Here is a 24,299-nt window from a genome sequence, read left to right on the forward strand (position 1 = left end):
TAAAAATAAACATTAATAAATTGTATTATATGAAATGTTTTAACGTTAACCAATCATTAACGTTAAAATAATTTTAAAATTTCAAAGGATTTTTTTAAGGCCTCCATAATAAAACAAAAAAAGCCGCTCAAATGAGCGGCTTCATATTATCAATGGGTTTCAAGGATTATTTACCTTCTTCCATTTTTCTTTTCAATTCTGCTAATGCATCGATATCTCCAAGAGTTGATCTTTCTTCATTGTTTGAAGAAGAAACATTTCTAGAAGAAGAGTCTTTCACATTTTTCTTTTCCTCATCTCTGAAGATTCCTGTGTGAGAAACTACTACTCTCTTGAATTCTTTGTTGAATTCGATTACTTTGAATTGAGCATCTTCACCTTTTTTGATTTTAGATCCATCTTCTTTCTCTAATAATCTTGAAGGGCAGAATGCTTCTACTTCAGCATCTTCGAATTGTACAGAAGCTCCTTTATCGTGAACTTCTACAGCTTTACCAGCGTGGATAGTTCCTTCAGCATACTTAGTTTCGAATTTATCCCATGGGTTTTCAGTCAATTGCTTGTGACCTAGAGATAATCTTCTAGCCTGGATGTCTAATTCAAGAACTACAACGTCTAATTTATCACCTACTGCACAGAACTCAGATGGGTGCTTGATTTTCTTAGTCCAAGAAAGATCAGAAATGTAGATTAATCCGTCGATACCTTCTTCTAACTCTACGAATACACCAAAGTTAGTGAAGTTTCTTACAGTTCCTACATGCTGAGATCCTACCGGGTACTTAACCTCGATATTCTCCCATGGATCTTTAGATAATTGCTTGATACCAAGAGAAATTTTTCTTTCTTCTCTATCTAAAGTTAATACTTCAGCTTCTACTTCATCACCTACTTTCACAAAGTCACCAGCAGATCTTAAGTGAGTAGACCAAGACATTTCAGAAACGTGGATTAATCCTTCTACCCCTGGAGCGATCTCTACGAATGCACCATAGTCAGCAAGAACTACTACTTTTCCTTTTACTTTATCTCCTACTTTCATGTCAGCAGAAAGAGCATCCCAAGGATGAGCTTCTAATTGCTTCATACCTAATTGGATTCTTGTTTTCTCGTCATCGAAATCAAGGATTACCACTTTTACAGTTTGTCCGTCTTCAAGGATTTCAGATGGGTGGTTCACTCTAGACCAAGAAAGATCTGTAATGTGAATTAATCCGTCTACACCTCCTAAGTCGATAAACACACCGTAAGAAGTAATGTTCTTAACAGTACCTTCAAGAACTTGTCCTTTTTCAAGCTGAGCGATGATTTCTTTTTTCTGACCTTCGATATCTGCTTCGATCAATGCTTTGTGAGATACAACTACGTTTTTGAACTCAGGGTTGATTTTCACAACTTTGAACTCCATAGTTTTACCTACGAACTGATCGTAATCTTTAATTGGCTTAACGTCAATTTGAGAACCTGGTAAGAATGCTTCGATTCCGTGAACGTCAACGATCATACCTCCTTTAGTTCTAGACTTAACAAAACCGTTAACGATTTCTCCAGTTTCGTGAAGTTCGTTTACTTTATCCCAAGCTTTAAGCGTTCTGGCTTTTCTGTGAGATAACTGTAACTGACCAGTTTTGTCTTCTCTTTTGTCAACCATTACTTCTACCTCATCACCTACACTTAGGCCTTGGTTGTAACGGAATTCGTTAAGAGAAATAACACCTTCTGATTTGAAGTTGATGTCTACGATAGCTTCCTTATCAGTTAATCTTACTACTCTACCTACTAAAACGTCATTGTCGTTTAGGCTGTTTAGAGATCCGTTGTAGATTTCTTCTAAGTCGCTTTTTTCTTTTCTCGCATCTGCATCAAGACCTGATTCGAAAGAATCCCAATCAAATTGTTCTGGTGCTACGTTTTGGTTTAAAATAACCTCTGCTGAATTTGTCTCTTTTGACATTTTCTAATAAAATTTGTATTCCTTCTTTTTTAATGATTTGAATAAATGTGGATTTAAAAAATACGGAAGTAATTAATTTTTAATATTTTACCTTATCAAACCTCTCCCACAAAAAGTGGATGCAAAGATAAGGAATTTATTTAATATGAACAATGTATTCCCAGACTGTTTTTCATTACATATCAATAGCTTTGAAGTTGTAGTGTAATACATTTGCCATCAGAATTGTTTACTATTAAGAACATCATGCTAAGAAAGCTCATTACTAAAAAATATACCATGCAAAAAAAAATTCTTCTTGTTTTAATCGGTATACTATTTTATAGTATCAACATGATAAAGGCCTGTACTATTTTTTCATGCTCCAGAGGAGGGGAAGTATTTGCTGCCGCTAATGAAGACGACACTACTCCATTTACAAGGATATGGTATAACCCAACCACAAGAGACAGATATGGATCCGTATGTTTTGGAGGTCCTGATATGCAGGTAGCTTCTGCAATGAATGAATATGGATTGTTTTTTGATTTTGCTGCAGCCAATTATGACATCAGCAAATTGAAACAGCTCAACATTTACAAAGGATTTCTGATGTGGGAAGTTTTAGGAAAATGTAAAAATGTAAAAGAAGCAATAGCGATCATCAAAAAGTATAACTACAATTCTCCTTCCCAGGTCTTGTTGGCTGACAAAGAAGGCAATTCTATTTTGATCAATCCTAAAGGCATTATTGAAAAAAAAGGTGAGTTTCAGGTTAATGCCAACTGCAATAGCATTAATGGAAAATTATCATGCAGAAGACCGGAAATTGTAAACGAAGAACTTTCTGCCTCAAAGAATATCAGTCTGGATTTTATTAAGAATATTTTAAACAAAACCCACCAGGAAGGAGACCTTCCAACCCTATACTCTATGATCTGCGATCTAAAAAGAGGAATTATCTATGTTTATCTTTTCCATGATTATAATAATGTATATACAATTGATCTAAAAGCTGAACTGAAAAAAGGATATCGTATTGAAAATCTGGCCGACCACTTTCCGGCTTCTTTTGCTTACGAAAGTTTTTCAAAGAATCATTCATTATATGCAAAGGAATCTATCCTGCAGGAGATAAAAATAAAAGGCACAGATTCAACCATTGATTATTATCTTGCAGAAAGCAGCAAACAGCTTCCTCAGAACAAAAACTTAGACTCAGCTTTATTAGAGGTCGCCTTACAGCTTGTAAAATATTCATGGAATGAGCATACTCATGGCGGAATGTGGGATTATTGGTTCAGTTTTCCAAAAGGATATGAAATACAGCAATATCAGGATGCCAAGCTTACATCCGCAGAAAAAATTTTTAATTATTTATCCGAAAAAGAAAATCCGGATCTCAAACTTAAAAATTTCATTTACGAAATGTATGGATATGTCAATCTCATACAAGGAGATCATACAACGGCAAAAGAATACTATAATAAATCTGTTTCCAACCCGGAAGATTCCTACAAGGTAACTTTAATACGGGGAAAAGAAATACTCAGCCGGATTAGATAAAAGGAGCAAAGAATAAAGACAAGAGACTTTGAGATTGGAGATTAGTGACAGGAGCCGCGCAACTATCAACTATCAACTATCAACTATTAACTATCAACCATCACCTCTCCCACCACTACAACCTACCGCCTAATTTCTTACCTTTGCACCATGGAATTAGAATCAATTTATCAAAAACTGCAGATTCAGGAAATGAATCAAATGCAGAAATCTACATACACTGCCTCTGAAAACAATACCGATATCGTCCTGCTTTCTCCTACCGGTTCAGGAAAGACTCTTGCTTTTTTATTTCCGGTTCTCAGAAATCTGAAAAAAGATGTGCAGGGTGTGCAGGCTTTACTATTAGTTCCTGCCAGAGAATTGGCATTACAGATTGAACAGGTTTTCAAAGCAATGGGAACAGATTTCAAAGTTTCTGTGTGCTATGGAGGTCATGATAAAAAAATTGAGGTCAATAATTTAATTGAGGCTCCCGCTGTTTTAATCGGAACTCCGGGAAGGGTTGCCTACCATATAAGAAATAATAATTTTGATCCGAAAACCATTCAGACTTTAGTACTGGATGAATTTGATAAAGCATTGGAATTAGGATTTCACGAGGATATGGAGTTTATTTCCGGCTCACTGAAAGGTCTTTCACAAAGAATTCTGACCTCAGCTACAGCAATGGATGAAATTCCAAAGTTTACAGGCTTAAAGAATGAAAAGACCATTGACTTTTTAAAATTAAATGAAGTAAAGCCGGATATCCAATTACGGAAAGTGATGACTATTTCTGAAGAAAAGCTAGATACTTTATTCAATTTAATCTGCAAGATCGGAAATAAAAGAACCTTGATCTTCTGCAATCACCGTGAAGCTGTTGACAGGATTTCTGAGCTTTTAAGAGAAAAAGGTATCGACAGGGAAACTTTCCATGGCGGAATGGAACAGGATGAGAGAGAGCGTGCTTTACTGAAATTCAGAAATGATTCTGCAAGAATTCTTATTACGACTGATCTGGCTTCCCGCGGACTTGATGTTCCTGAAGTGGAATCTATTGTTCATTACCAGCTGCCTCCAAAAGAGGATGCCTTTATTCACAGAAACGGACGTACCGCCAGAATGAATGCCAAAGGTTTTGCTTATCTTATCATGACTGAAGATGAGAATTTCCCATTCATCAAAAATAACACACCTGAAGAAAGTGTAGCCGGCTTTACTAAAGTTCCGGAAAAAACACCATTTCAAACCATTTATATCAGTGCCGGAAAGAAAGACAAAGTAAATAAAGTAGATGTAGTTGGTTATCTCATTAAAAAGGGGGAACTCCAAAAAGAAGATATAGGCTTAATTGAAGTAAAAGATACTACATCCTATGTTGCTGTTTCCAGAAATAAAGTGAATGCTGTTTTGAGAAAGCTTCAGAATGAAAAGCTGAAAGGGAAAAAGGTAAAAATGGAGGTTGCTTATTAAGATCAGGTATACATGTTATTACGAACTATATCTTATTAATATTTTAAACCACAAAAGTCACAAAAGCTTTTAACACTTTAGTTATTTTAAGAGGCTGGCTTTGCGGGTAAAAGTACACTTAAGTTCCTGAAAATCTTTGATTTTTCTCTTTGTGAACATTATTTTATTCGTAGCCTTTTACACTCGCTTAAGTGTACTAAAGTTTTTAGAAATAAAATTTTTGTGACTTTTGTGGTAAAAATATACACAGATGTTGAGCAGTAATAAGATATTATTATTTTCTCTACCAAATAAATCCTGGTACGAACTATATCTTGTTAACATTTTAAACCACAAAAGTCACAAAAGTTTTTAACACTTTAGTTATTTTAAGAGACTGGCTTTGCGGGTAAAAGTACACTTAAGTTTCTTGAAAATCTTTGATTTTCTTATTATATGAACTTTTACATACAGTAAGCTTTTAAAGTATTTAGAAATAAAATTTTTGTGACTTTTGTGGTAAAATATGATAAGTAAGACTACTTAATTCCTCTCACTCTTGTTGGAAAAATATACACAGATTTTGAAGCTGTAATAAATAAAATATCATTATTTTCTCCGCCAAACGTTACATTGGAGGTCCATTTTTCAGGAATGGAAATATGATAGATTTTCTTACCGTCCCGGTTAAAGATATGTACGCCATCTCCTGTTAAGTAAAGATTTCCGTGTTTGTCCAAAGTCATTCCATCTGATCCCATTTCGCAGAAGAGTTTTTTTTCTGACAGCTTTCCTTCTCCAAGAATATCATAAACATAGGTTTTTCCGGCATCAATATCTGAGAGGTACAACTTTTTCAATTTCTCGCTTCCTATAATTCCATTGGGCTGTGTAAAGGTTTCCAGCTTGACAGTTTTACCTTCTTTATTTCTGTAGTAGAGACTTTTATGCTCTAATTCCTGTTTAAAATCAGTCCAGTAATCCCTTTCATACAAAGGATCTGTAAAATACATTCCCCCTAAAGCATCATTCCATACATCATTGGGTCCGTTCAGTCTTTTTCCTTCAAATCCTTTCAGAATAACCTCTACTTTTTTATCTTTTGATATTTTCCAGATCTCTCCCTGATCATCAGAGCAGGTAATCAGATAACCGTCCTTATCAAAATGAGTTCCGTTTGCCCTTCCTGTCTTATCCAGAAATTCTATGACCTGATTGCTTTTCCAGTCCCAATAGTAGATTTTATCATTAGGCTGATCCGTGAAATAAACATTTCCTTCATGATCTGCTGACGGTCCTTCCGTAAAACTAAACTTGTCTGAAACCTTTTCAGGCTTTACTCCTTCATAAAACATTTTACTATAATTTACTGATTGACAATTTATCAATGCGAAAACCAAACCAATCAGTCCTATTTTACAGATATTCTTCATACTTCATTTTTAAAACTGCAATTTACAACTTGCAAGATAGGATTCAAAGTTATTTTATCATTTTGATCTGTTATAACTTTAAAATAAAAATGTCCCAATTGTCCTATTTTTTAAGTAGATCATATTAGTAGTGGAAAAATATAATCCGGAGCTTTGCAGTAGTAGGATCAATAAGTTTTTTCACAAAAAAAACAGTCCTAAAAACAAAATTGATTTTACGATACAATATTACCATAATACTTTTATAGGATACGATAATGAGTGCAGAGTCCAACAACATCAAGTCTTTGGAAATCGAAAATGAAGATTTTAGAAATTCAGTGGGAACAATGGATGAAACGGGGAAAAGAAAATGGATCTTCCCGAGAAAGCCCAAAGGAAAATATACCAATTACCGGAATTACACCAGCTACGTTTTGCTTGCTTTGTTCTTCGGACTGCCTTTTGTAAAAATCAATAACAACCCTTTTCTTCTTATTAATGTTATTGATGGGAGATTCTTTATTTTCGGACAGTCTTTTTATCTTCAGGATTTTTTCATTCTTGCTTTAGGTGCCGTAACGTCGGTTATCTTTGTGATGCTCTTCACGGTGGTTTTCGGAAGAATATTCTGTGGCTGGCTGTGCCCCCAGACTCTTTTTATGGAAATGATTTTTCGTAAAATTGAATACTGGATTGAAGGCGACCGAAATAAGCAGATGAAACTCGACAGACAGGAATGGGATACAGAAAAAATAAGAAAAAGGCTCACAAAATGGTCGGTATTCCTTTTAATATCCCTTGCTATTTCTCACTTTATGTTCATGTATATCGTAGGGTATGAAGAGGTTTTCCGTATTATGGGTGAAGGCCCGGCCGAAAACTCACTCAAGTTTACCGCCATGCTGTTTTTCACCATGACGTTTTATTTTGTTTTTGCGTGGCTTCGTGAGCAGGTTTGTACATTGGTTTGTCCGTACGGAAGACTTCAGGGCGTTCTGATTGATAAGCAGACGATCAATGTATATTATGATTTTAAAAGAGGAGAAGGCCGATCAAAATGGAGAAATAATGAAGACCGAAAAGCTGCCGGGAAGGGAGACTGTATTGATTGTAACCAATGTGTAGTGGTTTGCCCTACAGGAATTGATATCAGAAATGGCCAGCAGCTTGAATGTGTCAACTGTACTGCATGTATTGATGCCTGTGATGAAGTAATGGACAAAGTAGGACTGCCCAGAGGACTGGTTCGTTATGCTACAGAAGCAGAAATTGAGAATCAGGAAAAATTTACTTTCACTTCAAGAATGAAAGCTACTACCGTTTTTCTGGCTTTACTCATTGGATTCCTTGGATTTTTAATGTACGACAGAGGATCTATGGAAGCCAAGTTCATCAAACCGGCAGGATCTACATTCTTTATTAAAAACGGTAAAATTACCAATACTTTCATTTATACCCTTCTGAATAAGTCTAACGATAAAAAGGTACTGACGATTAAAGTCATAATGCCTGCCCATGCAGAGATCACTTATTTTGGATCTGAAAAAATCATTTTGAAAGGAGATCAAATTCTTAAAGGAAACATCAATATCACCTTTCCTGAGGAAGATATTAAGTTTTCAAAACAGAATTTGGTCATTGGAGTTTTTGATGAAAAAGGAAAAATGGTAGATTCATTTGAAACTACGTTTGAAGGACCATTTAAGCTTGTGTTATAGGTGGCTGGTGGCTGATGATGGCTGAATCAGGAAGTTGAGAGTCACCGGCAACTTTATATTATAAAATTACACCTTGTATTCCTTGATAAACTGAGTAGGGGTCATTCCGGAATTTTTCCGGAAGACTCTTACAAAGTAGGAATATTCTTCATATCCCAATCTGAAAGCGACTTCAACAAGGCTTTCATCAAGGTACATCAGCATTCTTTTAGCTTCCAGCACTACTCTTTCTGTGATGACATCTGTAGCTGTTTTCTGAACAACAGTTTGAGCTATTCTATTGAGGTGCTTGGGTGAAATGTTTAATAAAGAGGCGTAATAAGCAATCGATTTTTCATCAGGAAAGTGCTCTTCAATTAAATTTTCGAAATCCTGATAATGTTTAAAATAAGAAAGTCCGGCGGAGGAATCCAACCTGCTAAAATCTTTTGAAAACAACCTTGTAGCATTGATAAAGATCTGAGACATCAATGAAAGCATCAACCCTTCTTTCATAATATTTTTCCCCTGATATTCTTTTTCCAACTCCTGGAATAAGTGTATATTTTGTTTGAGTTCCAGGGTATCCAGCTGAAGTTTTCTTGGAAAAGATACAGATCCGAAAAATGGAAAATTTCTCAGCTTCTGATTTACATAGTGCATTTCATAAAACTCCTGGGAACAAAAGAAAATATATCCTTCAATATCTGCGGAAAGCTCCCAGCTATGAATCTGACCGGGAGACAGAAAGAAGAGACTGCCCTCTGAAACTTCATATTTTTGAAAATCTATTTCATGAAATCCTGTTCCACCTGTAAAAAGAACAGCAGCATAAAAATCATGCCTGTGAGGTTTTTCGATATGACGGTGCCCTACAACCAGATGATTTTTCATAGTATTAAAATAAAAGTCTGACGTATTTCTGCCAGCCTGAAAAAGATCAATATGAAGAACTGAAATCGAATTCATCACCTGCTATTTATAAAAGAAAACGGATTGAATATTGATAAAAGTAGTACAAATAAAGGGAAGTTGCAAATTTCAAATAAAAAAGGACCGGCATAACCGATCCTTCTCTGTACATTCAATAGTCTGTTATTTTATAACGAGTTTGCTGTTGTATGTACCTTTTGAAGAATTGATGCTTATAACATACACTCCTTTAGGTACATTTACATTAAACTCTTTAGTATGATCTCCACTACTTTGATAAGCTGAAGAATAAATCAATCTTCCGCTTGAATCAAACATATTTACTTTCACTTCTCCTTTTAAGTTTCTGGACTTCACAAAGAAATGTCCATCACTAGGGTTAGGATAAATTTTGATATCATCAGCTAACGCAGAAGTGAGTTCTTTGGTCCCTAAATTTTGAGTTTCCTGAGTACACACTTCAAGAGACCATCCCGTAATACTTCCTGCTACTCCGGTCTTATTATCTGAAGCATATAATTTCCATTCTCCCTGTGCTTTATGTCCTTTAAAAATCTCTAAGGATTCATCAGGTTTTGCATTTCCCTGAACTGGAGATGCACAGGTGGCAACAGCACCAGTATCACTGAATGTAGCTGTAATTCCTGAGCTATTCGTACAGCTTCGGTTCCATAAAAGAGCTGAAGATCCTACAGGGCTTTCAATCCCCACAGTCAAGTGACTTATATTGGCATGGGCGATAGAGGGATTCACTTTAATCTTAGTGATTGTTCCATTATTATTTACCAATAAAGGAACCGACACTTTCGGTGCAGATATACTTCCTCCTTCACGTGCGTCAGTAATTGCAACAGGTACTCCACTATAAGTATAAGTTGTGCAGCTTTCACCTATAACATTATAATCAATAACAAAACTTGGACTTACCGCATAATAAACATTTCCTACAGCTTCTATCAGAATATAGGCATTGGAAGATATAGAGCCTGTAGGAATAGTAATCTGCTCACTACCATCATTAGGTGTATCCGCTGCAATCATTGTAAAAGTCTGCCCACCGTCTGTAGATAGTTTAATATTCACATCTGCCGTACTGACCGGAGCCTGATTTGTATTGGCAACATCCCAGGTTACATTAAATGTACCTGCTGAACTTAAAGACTGCCCGAATGCAGGAGATGTTATCTGGAAGGGACCTGCTCCGGCATTAACACTTACTTTCATCGCATCTTTATTACTCTGTGGCTCTATAGGATGGTTATTCCTTACGGTAATTGTAAAATTAAGATCTCTTGTTATACTGGAAACAGATTCCCATCGGGTTGACAAAACACCTCCAAGCACTTTATTAAAATCAGGGAAATATCTTACAGGCGAAGTTCTAGGCGCTAAAGATCTGAACATTGGCCCTGTCGGTTTCGCAGGATAGCAGGCAGAAATATTTCCGGATCCAAGCTGAGCATTGGCTGCCAGATCAGCTTGTTCCCAATTATAAGTGTAAGATGCGCTTGCCGCATCTGCAGTAACTGCTTTTAATACAAACGGGGTGGAAACAGGAATTGTATAATCTGCTCCTGCATTAATAGTAGGAGCCGGGTTTGCAAAAGGGGTATTGACTCCACAAACAATACCGTTTATTACATTTTTTATCTGTGTAATACTATTTGTATGATAATAGTCATTAACATTAAACTGAACATCATTCGCCCCACCGGTTATCCCTGCATAAGACATAATAGTAGAACCACTACCAGGTTCTACTGTCTGGTCGGCCTGACTGCTATACATAGTATAAGTATGTCCGGCACCTAACTGATGCCCCATTTCATGGGCTACATAGTCTACATCATAGGTATCACCTTCAGGGAAATTAGAAGCAGTCCAACCACGGGCTTTATAGCTGGGATAGCATATAACCCCTACCCCTGCTGCTCCATTCCCTCCTCGTTGATCCACTAAATGTCCCATATCATAGTCCTCACTTGAAATAACTGCTGATATATTTGTATTAGCCTGACTCGGCCCCCAGTTTGTATAAGGATCCGTATCCTTGTCCAGGTATATGATAGATTCGTTAGCTGCAATCAGATTGAAGTGTAATGACAAATCTTTTTCAAAAACGCTGTTCAACCTGGTTAAAGTAGTGTTCATAGCGGCTAACACTACAGCTTTCTTCTGAGCAGCGGTTGCCGAAGCAGGTGTACCCGCAGCGGTTAAATGATATTGAGCGTATTCTCCTGTACAGGAAAATGCCAATCTGAAAACATTAAAACCCGCTGTTTTTTTATTGGCAGCACCGTTTTTTTTTTCGAAAGTCTTTCCGTTCAAATCTTTAGGAGTAAGGCATTCAAAAGGTTCTTTATCCTGTCCTCTTCTTGCATTGGAATCAAATACAGCGTAAACCGTTCTGTCTTCGGTGTAAGGTTCTATAAATTCTGATATTCCAGATCGGGTGATCATTGAGGAAAACCCTACCGGAGAAAGACTGAATCTCAGATATACGGAGGGATCTTCTACACCAGTTCCTACATAAGACTTAATATCCGGAAATTTTGCCTGAAGTTCAGGGGCCATATTGGAAAATTCCCAAACCTGGAACCTTTCTAATTTCCCATTAGCAGTAGGAAGCGAGATGACAACTCCTTTTTCATTTGAAAAACGTGCAGGAGCTTTTTGTAATGCCTGTCTAAGCTTATTGGCATCCAACGAATAGAGGCCTGAAAATTCTAACTTTTCCTGAGATTTTTTTACTTTCTGAGATCCCAACTCAGCTCTTGTCCACTGTGAAAACCCTAAAAAAGGAATCAGCAGTGCAAAAATAAAGAAATAATGTTTCATTTTCACTGTAGTTTTTTGTGTTTCACGAAGTTACATAAAAAAGTAATTGATTATATTTTTTTTCACGATATTATGAATAAATAAATTATATATTAATTAAAGTACCTATGTCTCAACTGGATTTCATAAGTACCATATGCATATTGATGTCCTAATCATCTGTCAAACGTTCAATAAATATAGTTGCCTGCCTGGGTAATGCAGCAATATTATCTGCAGCAACCGCTGGTAAACTGCCATTGAACATTATAGATATTCTATATACGTCTCCTGTTGAATTTATTGACAACATTGTACTGCCAGTATCTCTTGTTTCCGGGTTATATTCTAAATCAAGAACAGTATATGGAGAAGTTGTATCATCAAGAGGAACTCCTTTTATGGTTCCTGCATAAAACCTTGTTCTATATTCCCCACTTTGAGCTGTCGGCGACGTGGTATCATCGTTATTCAAAAAACTTGATCTCCTGACCAGCATAGAGCTACCTGTCCAAACACTGCCCGCACCTGCTGCATTAAAAAATTTGAATTCCAGTTTACCACCAATTCTATTTTCACAATTAATGCCAATACAAGATGAATTATTTCTATATCTTATTGATACATTTCCTATATTCACAGCTTCTGTAACATAGCTATAAGTGCCGGGAATTTTAACATTTTTTACTGTAAATTTTATTGTTTTAATTGCAGGTGTTTCAACATCAAAGCTTCCAATAGGAACAAAATCGATGTCCCCTTGACTATTCCCTACAAGAACCCGGTCATACACATTGGCACTGTCCTTTTTATCAGTAAGTGAACGTATTCTAATATTTCCGTTGATATCCAAACTCCGGGTTGGCTTTAGTGTATTAATACCGACTTTACCAATCTGCCCAAAAAAATTTGCATATGCCAGTATACATAATAATAAAAAACTTATTTTCATAACTTCATATTTTGTATTATTATAGAAATTCAAAAAAATATAATAGATTATTTATTCGAAATTTTTCAATCAGACCTAAATGTAATTAAGAATATTAATTCTCAAAAAAAAGAATATACTACACAGATACTCCATTAACTAAAACGACTGATAATAAATAACATACAATATCACCACAATATATATATCACGAGCTCAATAATAATTTTATAATGGATATTTTATCCTTATCTTTTCAGAAATTTTGAATTGGAAATTCTTAAATCAGGTACAAAGTCTCCATCATTATCCAACCAACCGTTTATATAAATATCTTATTCACCTTCATAACAATTTGAATAAAGTGACCAATTTTCCCTTCCCAACTTCATCCGTGTGGCTTCATATAAGACAAAAGCACTTCAGCACTTTAAAGATATATTTGGATACAACTTTAAAAAATTTTTATCTTTGAGGTCTAGGAGTTGTAAAATGAAAATAAATTTACCTGACAAACTGTATTATTCTATAGGAGAAGTAGCAAAAGCATTCGATGTAAATACTTCATTAATACGTTATTGGGAACAGGAATTCCCTATTATCAAACCTAAAAAGAATAGAAAAGGTAACCGTTATTTTACTCCTGAAGATATCAAGAACCTCCAGATGATTTATCATTTAGTGAAAGAAAAAGGATATACTCTGGACGGTGCCCGTATTGCTTTGACCACAAACAGTAAAATTTCAGAGACCATTACGCTTATTGACAGACTTGAATTTGTAAAGGCTGAACTTATAAAGCTAAAAGAGTCTTTGGGAGAAAAAGATTCCGAATAATTTTTATCCTCATAAAAGTATCTTCACAGATACTTTTTTATTTAAATAATTCTCATTTTTAGAGCTTTATATGTATTTTAAAAGCTATTAAAATGAATTTATATTGTAAAATCACTCATTTAACAGCCAGCCATTGTCTGATCTTGTTTTTATCAATAGGTTTACCTTATGATGAGAAAAAGCTATTATCGGAAACTGGCATTTATGGTTTTGCTGCTGACCATCCTATTTGCGTATCAGAAATATACCAGCAGAGAAAAAGCTTCTTTTCCTGAAGTGAAATTTATTATGGAGTCTTCTGCTCCTGCCGGTTTATCTGATTTTGATCCTAATATATTGGATAAAGCACAATGGCAGCAACTTGGTTTTTCTGAAAAACAGACTTCCACTATCCTTACATATAAAGAGATCATAGGGGGTCAATTTACTTCAAAGGAACAGCTTAAAAAATGTTATGCCATTTCCGCAGATAAATTCACGGAGCTTGAACCTTATATTCTGCTTCCGGCAACGCAAACAGATACAAAATCAAATCATTTTAAAGGTTTTGAAAAGAAATCCCTTATAATTTCCGGAAAATTCAATCCGGATCAGCTTTCTGAAGACCACTGGATACAAATGGGATTCAGCGAAAGACAGGCTGAGGCTATTTTAAAATATAAAAAATACCTGGGAGGCAGTTTTATCAGTAAAGAGAAATTTAAAGAATGCTTTATCATTTCTGCCGAAAACTATAGTAAACTGGAGCCCTATCTCTTGTTACCGGTAAAAACTCCTGGAAATTTTCAAAATATCAGTAAAAATACGGCTCTGAAAACCAAAATATCTTATCATCCTTTTGATCCCAACACGCTGGATGCAGAAGGTTGGATGGCCATTGGATTCTCCGAAAAGCAAGCCCATGTTATTGTTAATTATCGAAACCGCAATCTGGCAGGAAGCTTTAGGACAGCAGAGGATCTGCAAAAATGTTTTGTAATTTCTGCGGAAAAATTTCAGGAATTAAAACCTTATATCCAAATAAAAGAACATGTAAAGCAACAGGAACAGACAGATTTTTCAAAAACGAACCTTAACGCTATTACCTTTAAGCAGCTTTTGGAATTTGGATTGGATGAAAGAAGTGCCGGATCCATCATTGGATTTAGAAAAAAGCTGGGTGGCTTCGTCAATAAACAGCAGATCCTGGATACCTACAATATTGATAAAGAACTGGTTCAAAAACTGATTTCCATATGTCCCCTGGACGCTTCAGCGGTTGCCAAATACAGCTTAGCAGATGCGCCTGAAGACTGGCTGAAAAACCATCCTTACTTTAAGTATTCAGCAGATAAAATTATATTTTACCGGATCACCTATCCTGATGATAAAAAAATATGGAAGTTTCTGAAGTTAAAGCCTGAATATGAAGAAAGAATGAAATTATATGTCAAATAACACCGTATGGATAAAAATTGAACGCTTACACATTGACCATAGTCTAATCACAGTCTACTTAGGTTTTAAAAGGTAGATTTCGATATAAACTACTCCAAAAAACATCTGTTTCCCGGAATAGTTTATAATCTGAATATTGATCAATTTTAATGATGCATATAATTGCTTGGGCCATTGGTTCCTTCAATGGATTCCGGTAATATCCCATATCGGGTACGTAAATTGACGGTACCTAAGTTTTTTCCTGTATTGATATCAATTATACTAATGGTCCCCGAATTTAAGTTAGGAATATTCAGTAAATTATTCTGCACGGCTACCACCTCTTTTCCTGATTTGGTTTTGAAGAAAGCCATATGATGTGCTCCTTTATCTGCATCAAAAGTTTTCAAAAGCTTTATTTGAGGGAGATTACTTAAATCAAAGACAAGTACTTTTCCGGGATCTGCAAAACTTACATAGAGTTTGCCTGTATCGTCAATATACATTTCGAGTGCCCAGCCTAATCCTTGGGTACTTCCTTCGAATATTTTAGTAAAAGCATCATATTTTTTGGTCACAGCATTGTAGGGAGCCATCCAGATATCGCCTCCAAGCATTGTAGTAGCAAGAGCATATTGTGGAAATTTTCCACGTAGTAATAAAACCTCAACAGGAGCAGACATATCTGTTGGTGAGTCTGCTAACTGATAGGTCTCCTTTAATTCATAGGTCTTGAGATCTAGTAAGGTACAAGTATTTCCCATGCCTGTACTGAGATCCGGGTGAATAGTTGAGGTTACCATCATTAATCCTTTTTCCTCATTAACGGAGATGCCATGCGGATACATTATAAATTGATTTGGATTATCCTGAATGGGTGCTTTAATAGTTTTAATAAGCTGATTATTATCCGCGTTAAAAACACCTATACTGCCATCTTTTGGACCTCCTGCCCCACCCATAAAGGTCATAAAATATCTTCCGTCATTGGTAAAAAACAAATTTTCTCCTACCGTATTCTCACCTGTATCAATGGGTGTTGCACTAACTAATTTGGGCTGCCCATTTTGATCATCTTCTGTTTTTATCTGATAGAGATAGCTGCCCCCCAAAGCAGTTGTGAACATTTTTTTTTCGTTATGATTATAATAAATGTGGTGAGGCAATACCCCGATACCCAATTCAAGCTTGCTGCTAATATATCCAAAATTGGGAGCTTCAGGATCTAGTTCTATTACAGCAATTCCGTCCGGTAATCCCTGTAAACTTCTGTAGTCAATATAAAACAAAGAATCATGGGGATGATTTGAATTGTGGTTATCATTGTGACAATTAGTAAGTGTTATCAGAATAATAAACAAAAAGACTACATTAAATTGTAATTTCATGATTTTCAGGTTATAGTTGTTATTATTATAAATATAATACAATTTTATTAAAAAATAAAATATATTACACTGTTAAGTGAAAAATAATTGACACCTGAGATTATGAAAAAAAAATAACCTTACAATTCATAAACCTTATAGGTTTTTAAAACCTATAAGGTTTAACAAAAGATAGAGGAATAGTGGCTTTTGGAAACAAATGTTTCCAATAATCATAAATTATTTACTTCCATAATATTTTTAAAAATTTATGAGCAATTCATTGAAATCCACTGAGCAAAATTTCAGAATTTGATAGTAAACAATCGGTATAGTATATTTAGGATTGAATAAAAAATTAAGATTTCTAGCTTCTTACTGACATTATTAATTAAAAAAATAAGCAATTTTAGATTTACATTCAGACATTCTAATATCAATTATTTCTAATTTATCATTTATTATTTGTAATTCTTTATCTATTTTTTGAAAATCATTATGGATACTGATCAGTATATCACTTAATTCGTCTTCCGAATATTTAGTATCATTTGAATAATAGATATTAGCTACAGAATCAATTTCTTTCTTAAATATTTCTCTTCGATTACATATATCTTTTAGTTGGGCCTTTATATTATTTGATTGATTTTCTAATTCTAAAAGTTCTTTTAAGCATTGTGCTGCATGTTCATTGATCATTTTTTAAAAAAATTTTAAAAATAATATAATTTTTAATCCACAGTTTTATTAGAATCCACCAGTAAAGAGTTTAGCGTATTAAGTTCTTCATCTGTCAGATCTCTCCATTTTCCAATAGGAAGATCCAGTTTAATGTTCATTATACGGATTCTTTTCAGCTTCTTTACCTCATAGCCAAGATATTCACACATTCTTCGGATCTGTCTGTTCAGTCCCTGCGTAAGAACAATCCTGAAGTTCATGTCATCAATTTTCTCTACTTCACACTTTTTGGTAACTGTATCTAAAATAGGAACCCCATTTCTCATTTTCTCCAGAAACCTTGGATTGACAGGTTTATCTACACGAACAATGTATTCCTTTTCGTGGTTGTTTCTCGCTCTTAGGATTTTATTAACGATATCACCATCGTTGGTTAGAAGAATAAGTCCTTCGCTGGGTTTATCCAATCTTCCGACAGGGAAAATCCTTTTAGGATGATTGACATAGTCTACGATGTTATTTTTCTCACGTTTGGTGTCTGTAGTACAAACAATACCTACCGGTTTATTAAAAGCAATATATACAGGCTTATCTTCCTGTTCTCTGACAGGCTTACCATCTACTTCTACAACATCTTCATCTGAAACCTTTGTTCCCAGTTCAGGAATTTTGCCATTAATTGTTATCCTTCCTTCTTCCAATAGTTTATCTGCTGCCCTTCTTGAGCAGAACCCTACTTCTGATAAATATTTATTAATACGTGTTTTTTCCATTAGTCTATACCGTAGCCGGTATCATTTTTATTGCCAATTGAATGTATGCCTTATTAATTTTTTTACAACCCTTCAAATCTAAAGTCATTATTCAAAAACTGATCTGTAGCATCTTCAATTTTATAATCCCCGATCTTTGTGCGTCTCAACTGTGTCAGATAAGCTCCTACTCCAAGTTCCTGTCCTATATCGTGGGCCAGACTTCTGATATAAGTACCTTTTGAACAACCCACCATAAAACTTACCAAAGGAAACTCAATCTTAATATCTTTAATGTAATGAATGGTTGTTTTTCTGGATTTCATTTCAACTTCCTCTCCTGCTCTGGCAAGATTATAAGCTCTTTGACCGTCAATCTTTATGGCAGAATAAACGGGTGGTTTCTGCTCAATTTCTCCCACAAATTTATCAAGTACCTCTTTTACCCGCTCTTCTGATATCGCTGAGATATCCTGCTGAAGAATCTCCGGCTTCTCTGTATCGTAAGAGTCTGTCTGTACCCCAATTTTAATTTCTGTCCAGTATTCTTTTGGGGCATCCTGGATTTCGGGAATATTTTTCGTGAATTTTCCACAGCATACAATAAGAAGCCCTGTTGCTCTGGGATCTAATGTCCCGGCATGGCCAATCTTGAATTTCTTGGGAAGATCAAATTCACGTTTAAGTTTATATTTCATTTTATTGACAGCCTGGAAAGACGTCCAGTCCAGGGGTTTGTCTAATAAAAAGGTATATCCTGATTTAAGTTCTTCAGCGGTCATGAATGGTAGCTACTAAGCAATTAATAATGAATGAATATTTTCTTATTTAAAAAAATAAAAATAAATAAGCAAGGCTACACCTACAAAAATACGGTACCAGCCCCAAGGTTTGAAACCATATTTGTTCAGCACTCCAATGAAAGCCTTAATAGCAATAAGAGCAACAATAAATGCCACCACATTCCCTATAATAAAGATCATGATGTGATCTTGTGAAGCCATAATCATTTCGTATCCTTTTTGTGGGTTTCCAGTTCCTTTCCCCCAGGTTTTCACAAACACAGAGTACACTGTTACCGCCAACATAGTGGGAACGGCAAGAAAGAAGGAAAATTCTGCAGCTGCTTTTCTTGTCAGCCCCTGTGCCATTCCTCCAATAATAGAAGCTGCACTGCGGCTTGTTCCAGGCATCATCGCAAGACATTGCCAGAATCCAATGGTCACTGCATTTCTTATGGTAATTCCTTTTTCGTCATCAATTTTAGGATTCTTAAACCATTTATCTGCAAACAGTAAAATAATACCTCCCAGTACCAATACTGAAGAGATCGCAATCTGGTTTCCAAGGATAGCTTCAATTTTATCATCAAATAAATACCCTAAAACCAAAGCAGGTACTACGGCAAAACCCAGCTTAAAGTAAAACTGAAGATTTTTTAAATCAAAGAATTTTTTCCAGTACGCTACCACCACAGATAGAATAGCTCCAAACTGAATAGATACCTGAAACATCTTCAAAAATTCATCCTCAGGAAGTCCCATCAGGCTTGCGGTAAATCCCATATGGGCGGTAGAAGAAATAGGAAGATATTCCGTAAGACCTTCTACAATGGCAATAATAATTGCGTTAATTAAATCCATATTCTTTCAAAAAATTAAAAGATTAAGAGATCCTGAAGTTTAGAATACATGATTCTAAATTCCCAAATCTCTTAATCTCTAAATATAAATTGTTTCTATTTTCTTTTTAAAATAGCATATACTTCTATTACAAAACCAATGACTACAAACAGAGGTGCTATCCTGATCCTTCTGATGGAAAAAATACCATCGTTCCATGAATTAGGATCAAGTTTACCGTCTACTGTATTAGCATCCGGGCCCATCATCAGTAGAAAACCACCTACTATAAATGCCAGACCTATCAGCATCCATTTGAAATTCTGCTGTCCGAAATAAAAGGTGTTTTCCTGTGGTGCTTCCACTTCCCGGCCGAACTCCGTAGCGGAAAATTTATTTGTTTTTTTGCTCATTGTTAAGAGTAATATAAATCGTCAACGTTTGATCTTAAGAATCTCCAGGTTGCAATAATGGTACTTAGGACAGTAATAAAAATTCCTACTCCGAATACCAATAATACAAGCCATACATACTGTTGATTATCCTGTACAAATGCTGATCCAATCTGGTTGGTAAAGTAATACCAAACACCAAATAAAGCTAAAAGACCAATCAGAGCACCAATAGCGCCTAAGACAATAGCTTCTATAATGAATGGCTTAAGAATAAATCTTCTTTTAGCACCCACCAGCTGCATGGTCTTAATGATAAATCTCTTGGAAAATATTTTCAGACGGATCGAATTGTTGATCAGTACAACAGCTAACACCAGAAACAGAACTGAAAATCCTAAGATCCACTTTAAGATTCTGCTCAGGTTATTGTAAACATCTACCATTAATGTGCTGTCATTTTTAACATCTACAATACCAGGCACAGATTTGATTGCCTTAATGGCTTCATCAATTTTTGCAGGATCTACATATTCAGGTTTTAAAGCAATTTCGACAGATGAAGGGAAAATGTTTTCTTCAAACAATGCGTCACTATCGATACCCATACTTTTCTTGGCCTCTTTTGCAGCCATACTTCTGGAAATATAGGTAGCTTTTTTTACAGGAGCTAAGGTCTGTACCTTTTTTAAAGTTTCTTCCTCCAGTTTTGCAATCTTTACAGAATCTTTAGCGTCATAGTTTTCATCAAAGTAGGCATTCACTACCAATTGTTCTTTAATATAGTCAGAATACTTCTGGGCATTAATCAGAATAAGCCCCATTAAGCCTAACAAAAATAACACTAAGGCAATACTTATCACTACTGTAATATTGCTGGACCGAAGCCTTTTCTTATTAAAATCATCTACAGATTTAGCCATTAATATTAAAATTTTTGGCTAAAATAGAAAAAATCTTCCGAAATTTGGGACGAAAAAGAGAAAATCACTGTTAATAAAATCATAAAAAACTTTGAGTGTAAAAGCAAAAAAACATCTTGGTCAGCACTTTCTGACAGATGAAAACATCGCAAGAAAAATAGTAGAAGGTCTTAGTTTTGAGAACTATACCAACATCATGGAAGTAGGCCCCGGTATGGGAGTTCTCACCAAGTATCTTCTTGAAAAAGATCAGAATATTTATCTCGCAGAAATAGACACGGAATCTATTGAATACCTGAAAAAGAACTATTCCAGTATTACAGAAAATACTTTTGTAGGAGATTTTCTGAAACAGGACTTTAATTTTATCAAGGATGAGCAGATTGCTATCATTGGAAATTTCCCTTATAATATTTCTTCACAGATATTATTTAAAATCGTAGATTATTATGGGCTCGTTCCTGAGATGGTAGGGATGTTCCAAAAAGAAGTTGCCGAAAGGACGGCAGCTGTACCAAGAACTAAAGATTACGGTATTCTTTCCGTTCTGATTCAGGCCTATTATGACGTCACTTATCTGTTTACAGTTCATGAGAACGTCTTCAACCCGCCACCGAAGGTAAAATCCGGGGTTATCAGACTTACGAGAAATCCGAAGGAAGGCTTAAGTGGTAATGAAGTCTTATTTAAACAGATTGTAAAAGCAGGATTCAACCAGAGGAGAAAAAAACTTTCGAATGCATTAAAAGTTTTGAATATACCTGAAGCTTTAAAAACACATGAATTTTTAGACAAAAGAGCGGAAGAGCTTAGTGTCGCAGATTTTATAAGCTTCACCAAACTTTGGAAAGAAAATCAATAGGTTATATTTCAATGTTTTATAGTAATTAATTTTTAGTTTAATATAAACAACCTGATCTATTTTGATTACAGCAAAAAGCCTTTCAGATGTACTGAAAGGCTTTTTTGGCTATATATTTTTATTTTTTACTCCCTGTTTTTCAGCATAATCCACCCTGATGAATTCATCTGAGCTTTGGATTTAGGGTATTCAAAATTAAACTTATACCAGTAGGTAGCTGTTGGAAGTCTCTTTCCTACAACAGTTCCATTCCATACAGGATTTTCTTTTGAGAACCTGAATACTTCTACGCCATATCTGTCATAAATAGAACCTGTGAAGTTCTTAAATTCCCCAAGAGCTTTAAGATCCAGCACATCATTTATTCCGTCGTCATTCGGAGTAATAATGTTATTGATTTTAAAGGTAAAGAAGTCTAAAGTTCCCACACAATGAGTTCCTACTCTTCTTACCAGGATAGTATATGTGGTATTATCTAAAAGTCCTGTAAAAACATTAGATTCCTGCCATGTAATGCCATCATCTATAGAATATTCCAGTTTGCTTGGTGTATTATTCATTGGAGGATTTTCAGCTATAATCACCATTGTTTTTTTAGCCCCATCATAATTAACTGCTGTAACATAAGGTGTAGCCGCCCCCATCACTTTAACAGAGAATAACTTTTTACAGATTCCGTTATCAATTTCTACGGTATAAATTCCCCATTGGTCTACTTCAATTCTCCGTGTGGTCTCACCGGTACTCCAAAGGTATTTGTAATTAGGACCTGCTCCGGCATCCAGAGTTACTTTGTCACCAACACACATTTCCACATCATGCAAAGGAGTAGTAATTTCAGGAGTAACCTCTATTCTGATGGTTGCAGGATTCAGGGATCTGCATCCTTTTGGTCCTATTGCATATACGGTAAAAACAGTAGTCTGATGCAATGTAACAGTCTGTGTACTTCCGGTACCTGGGAAATTATCCCAGAAATAAGTTGTTCCTCCTTCAGCAGAAAGCGTCACAGATTCTCCCGGGCATATTTTTATCTTGGATGATTTTAATTTTGCGGTAGGTGTTGCCTCTTTTAGCAATTTCAGCTCTATCATTTTACTGCAGAAACCTCCGTTTGAAACCACTACATATAAAATCTGGCCATCTGTACCGTTATAATTCAATATATTCTGGATATTATTCCCGTTTTGGGCAATAGCATCTGCCTGGTCAACATAAAATTTGAATACAGCACCTGGTGTTGGGCTTATTGAAGGCATGATCGTACTTAAATCGAAGGTGGTAATATCCGGGGTGGTACAGAGGAGTAATGTTGCATCCTGTGCCTGTGGGGTAGTTCCACCATGAATCTGAATAGATGCTTTTCCGGGACACGGATTCCCGGGAACGCTTACCTCAATAGTATAACTTCCCGGTTGTGTAGCAGTAATAGTGTTGCTTGTAGCATTAGGAATCGCTACTCCATTCAAATACCACTGATATAGTAAATTAGGATCACTTACAGAAGCTGTAATCACCTGTGGTACATTATCACAGACATTAATATCAGAAGGCAATGTAGCTCCGCTTGGATCCAGCAGCTCAACTCCAATATTAAAAGAACCTCCTTCAAGGAATACCGCAGAATCGTATGAATGATCGGCTCCATAAGGTCCGTAATCGGCAATTACCATTTTAAAATGATATTCCTGCCCTGGGGTTACGGTAGCGGTAGCGGTAAGGGGAATTGTTCTTCCGTTAAAATTTGTTTCAATATGGGCTGTATTATATCCTGCAAAGTATAGTTCATTTACAGCAGCACAGCCTCCTCCTCCAGGAATTGCAGGGCGGATATTGGTAATACTTACAGGTCCGGCACCATTGGGAAGTACAGCCATATTGGTATAAGGTCCTCCCGAAGTAGGTCTTAGCAATATTGCAAAAGCATCCGCATAATTACATGGAAAAGTAGAAGTATATTCCTGAGATGCCAGGATATAATTAAACTTTATCTGAGAAGTAGTGGGTACGAAATCAAATTCCAAAAGCACAGCATCAGTCAGTGTTCCTGTTGCTCCTGTAGCCTGAGCTAAGTCGGAATCAGTACCTCCTCCGTTGGTATCACTAAGATAATCATCGAAGCTATTCCCTGCTTTACTGGCATATCCTGTAGAAAGGATAATACCATCTTTAAAAGGGAAATTGGTAGTAGCCTTATTAAAGTATCCCCAAGACCTGTTAGCATCTCCTACAGCATGATTAGGCGTAATCTTTACGTTGGTCACATTGGGAGTTACACAGGTATTGGTTCCTGATGAAATCAAAACATCTTTCACCAGCTTTTCTATGGTATAACTGGTTTCAGTATAACTTGGAGCATTTACATCAATAAAAACACCCGCCCTTCTGGATTCTTCGGTCCTTACACTTTTAATAATCTTTCTGGGTCCGTGTACTTGTGAGTATAAAAAATTGGAAACAATTAAAAAGAATAAATAAAACGGTAGATATCTTCTTCGCATAATACTTTGTTTCAACAAATTTAATTTTTTTTTAAATATCCTACATACATATTTATTTTTTTTTATAAAAAAACTACAAATACATCTATAAAAGCTTATCATAAGCTATTTTGGATAATATTTATTATTTGCTAATAAATAACTTCCGCATCTTTATTCCATTAAAAATAGCGGTAAAGAAAGTATTCAGAATTAAAACATAATGATCCGA

The 24,299-nt window shown here is 35.5% G+C and carries 19 protein-coding genes; 6 read left to right on the plus strand and 13 right to left on the minus strand.

Annotated features, from left to right (window positions below; genetic code table 11):
• Positions 1–166: 166 nt before the first annotated feature.
• Positions 167–1,954, minus strand: a complete 1,788-nt coding sequence (rpsA, locus tag MP478_RS03985; RefSeq protein WP_230034341.1) for a 30S ribosomal protein S1 — start codon at positions 1,952–1,954, stop codon at positions 167–169.
• Between the two features lie 279 nt (positions 1,955–2,233).
• Between rpsA and MP478_RS03990 the strand changes: the two genes are divergently transcribed.
• Both MP478_RS03990 and MP478_RS03995 read left to right on the plus strand, forming a co-directional pair.
• Positions 2,234–3,499, plus strand: a complete 1,266-nt coding sequence (locus MP478_RS03990; protein WP_257199660.1) for a carcinine hydrolase/isopenicillin-N N-acyltransferase family protein — start codon at positions 2,234–2,236, stop codon at positions 3,497–3,499.
• Between the two features lie 150 nt (positions 3,500–3,649).
• The gene (locus MP478_RS03995; protein ID WP_257199661.1) at positions 3,650–4,957 is read left to right on the plus strand and encodes a DEAD/DEAH box helicase; all 1,308 of its coding nucleotides are present in this window, start codon (positions 3,650–3,652) and stop codon (positions 4,955–4,957) included.
• Between the two features lie 518 nt (positions 4,958–5,475).
• Here the strand turns inward: MP478_RS03995 and MP478_RS04000 are convergent.
• Positions 5,476–6,369: an SMP-30/gluconolactonase/LRE family protein gene (locus MP478_RS04000; protein ID WP_230034335.1), complete on the minus strand. Its 894-nt coding sequence runs from the start codon at positions 6,367–6,369 to the stop codon at positions 5,476–5,478.
• A 257-nt stretch (positions 6,370–6,626) separates the two neighbouring features.
• On the opposite strand from MP478_RS04000, the gene ccoG reads away from it, so the two are divergent.
• A complete protein-coding gene (gene ccoG / locus MP478_RS04005; RefSeq protein WP_257199662.1) occupies positions 6,627–8,069 on the plus strand; it encodes a cytochrome c oxidase accessory protein CcoG in 1,443 nt (480 codons plus the stop codon).
• Between the two features lie 66 nt (positions 8,070–8,135).
• Here the strand turns inward: ccoG and MP478_RS04010 are convergent, their stop codons facing one another.
• The 3 genes from MP478_RS04010 to MP478_RS04020 all read right to left on the minus strand — a co-directional run bounded on the left by MP478_RS04010 (position 8,136) and on the right by MP478_RS04020 (position 12,750).
• Positions 8,136–9,017 (minus strand): helix-turn-helix transcriptional regulator, encoded by an 882-nt coding sequence (locus MP478_RS04010; RefSeq protein ID WP_257190541.1) that lies wholly within the window; start codon positions 9,015–9,017, stop codon positions 8,136–8,138.
• 126 nt (positions 9,018–9,143) lie between these two features.
• Complete coding sequence (locus MP478_RS04015; RefSeq protein WP_257199663.1) at positions 9,144–11,819, minus strand: reprolysin-like metallopeptidase; 2,676 nt, start codon at positions 11,817–11,819, stop codon at positions 9,144–9,146.
• A gap of 151 nt (positions 11,820–11,970) precedes the next feature.
• Positions 11,971–12,750, minus strand: coding sequence for a hypothetical protein (locus MP478_RS04020; protein WP_257190537.1), 780 nt, complete (start codon positions 12,748–12,750; stop codon positions 11,971–11,973).
• A 471-nt stretch (positions 12,751–13,221) separates the two neighbouring features.
• On the opposite strand from MP478_RS04020, the gene MP478_RS04025 reads away from it, so the two are divergent.
• The gene (locus MP478_RS04025; RefSeq protein ID WP_257199664.1) at positions 13,222–13,566 is read left to right on the plus strand and encodes a MerR family transcriptional regulator; all 345 of its coding nucleotides are present in this window, start codon (positions 13,222–13,224) and stop codon (positions 13,564–13,566) included.
• A gap of 171 nt (positions 13,567–13,737) precedes the next feature.
• On the plus strand, positions 13,738–15,003 hold the full coding sequence (locus tag MP478_RS04030; protein ID WP_373691672.1) for a hypothetical protein: 1,266 nt from the start codon (positions 13,738–13,740) through the stop codon (positions 15,001–15,003).
• Between the two features lie 146 nt (positions 15,004–15,149).
• Here MP478_RS04030 and MP478_RS04035 read toward each other — a convergent pair whose 3' ends face one another.
• The 7 genes from MP478_RS04035 to MP478_RS04065 form a co-directional block, all read right to left on the minus strand.
• Positions 15,150–16,373, minus strand: a complete 1,224-nt coding sequence (locus MP478_RS04035; protein ID WP_257190535.1) for a YncE family protein — start codon at positions 16,371–16,373, stop codon at positions 15,150–15,152.
• Positions 16,374–16,739: 366 nt separating this feature from the next.
• Positions 16,740–17,054 (minus strand): hypothetical protein, encoded by a 315-nt coding sequence (locus tag MP478_RS04040; RefSeq protein WP_257199666.1) that lies wholly within the window; start codon positions 17,052–17,054, stop codon positions 16,740–16,742.
• A gap of 32 nt (positions 17,055–17,086) precedes the next feature.
• Positions 17,087–17,809, minus strand: coding sequence for a 23S rRNA pseudouridine(2604) synthase RluF (gene rluF, locus MP478_RS04045; protein ID WP_257199667.1), 723 nt, complete (start codon positions 17,807–17,809; stop codon positions 17,087–17,089).
• Between the two features lie 62 nt (positions 17,810–17,871).
• Positions 17,872–18,570: a tRNA pseudouridine(55) synthase TruB gene (gene truB / locus MP478_RS04050; RefSeq protein WP_257199668.1), complete on the minus strand. Its 699-nt coding sequence runs from the start codon at positions 18,568–18,570 to the stop codon at positions 17,872–17,874.
• A gap of 42 nt (positions 18,571–18,612) precedes the next feature.
• A complete protein-coding gene (locus MP478_RS04055; RefSeq protein WP_257190532.1) occupies positions 18,613–19,431 on the minus strand; it encodes an undecaprenyl-diphosphate phosphatase in 819 nt (272 codons plus the stop codon).
• Positions 19,432–19,526: 95 nt separating this feature from the next.
• The gene (locus MP478_RS04060; protein WP_257199669.1) at positions 19,527–19,823 is read right to left on the minus strand and encodes a DUF3098 domain-containing protein; all 297 of its coding nucleotides are present in this window, start codon (positions 19,821–19,823) and stop codon (positions 19,527–19,529) included.
• Between the two features lie 2 nt (positions 19,824–19,825).
• Complete coding sequence (locus tag MP478_RS04065) at positions 19,826–20,725, minus strand: ABC transporter permease (protein ID WP_230034312.1); 900 nt, start codon at positions 20,723–20,725, stop codon at positions 19,826–19,828.
• A 91-nt stretch (positions 20,726–20,816) separates the two neighbouring features.
• On the opposite strand from MP478_RS04065, the gene rsmA reads away from it, so the two are divergent.
• Positions 20,817–21,587, plus strand: coding sequence for a 16S rRNA (adenine(1518)-N(6)/adenine(1519)-N(6))-dimethyltransferase RsmA (rsmA, locus tag MP478_RS04070; protein ID WP_257190530.1), 771 nt, complete (start codon positions 20,817–20,819; stop codon positions 21,585–21,587).
• Between the two features lie 125 nt (positions 21,588–21,712).
• Here the strand turns inward: rsmA and MP478_RS04075 are convergent, their stop codons facing one another.
• The gene (locus tag MP478_RS04075) at positions 21,713–24,088 is read right to left on the minus strand and encodes a choice-of-anchor L domain-containing protein (RefSeq protein WP_230034308.1); all 2,376 of its coding nucleotides are present in this window, start codon (positions 24,086–24,088) and stop codon (positions 21,713–21,715) included.
• Positions 24,089–24,299: the final 211 nt, after the last annotated feature.

Source organism: Chryseobacterium sp. WG14, from assembly GCF_024586945.1.
In the GTDB taxonomy this organism is placed as follows: domain Bacteria; phylum Bacteroidota; class Bacteroidia; order Flavobacteriales; family Weeksellaceae; genus Chryseobacterium.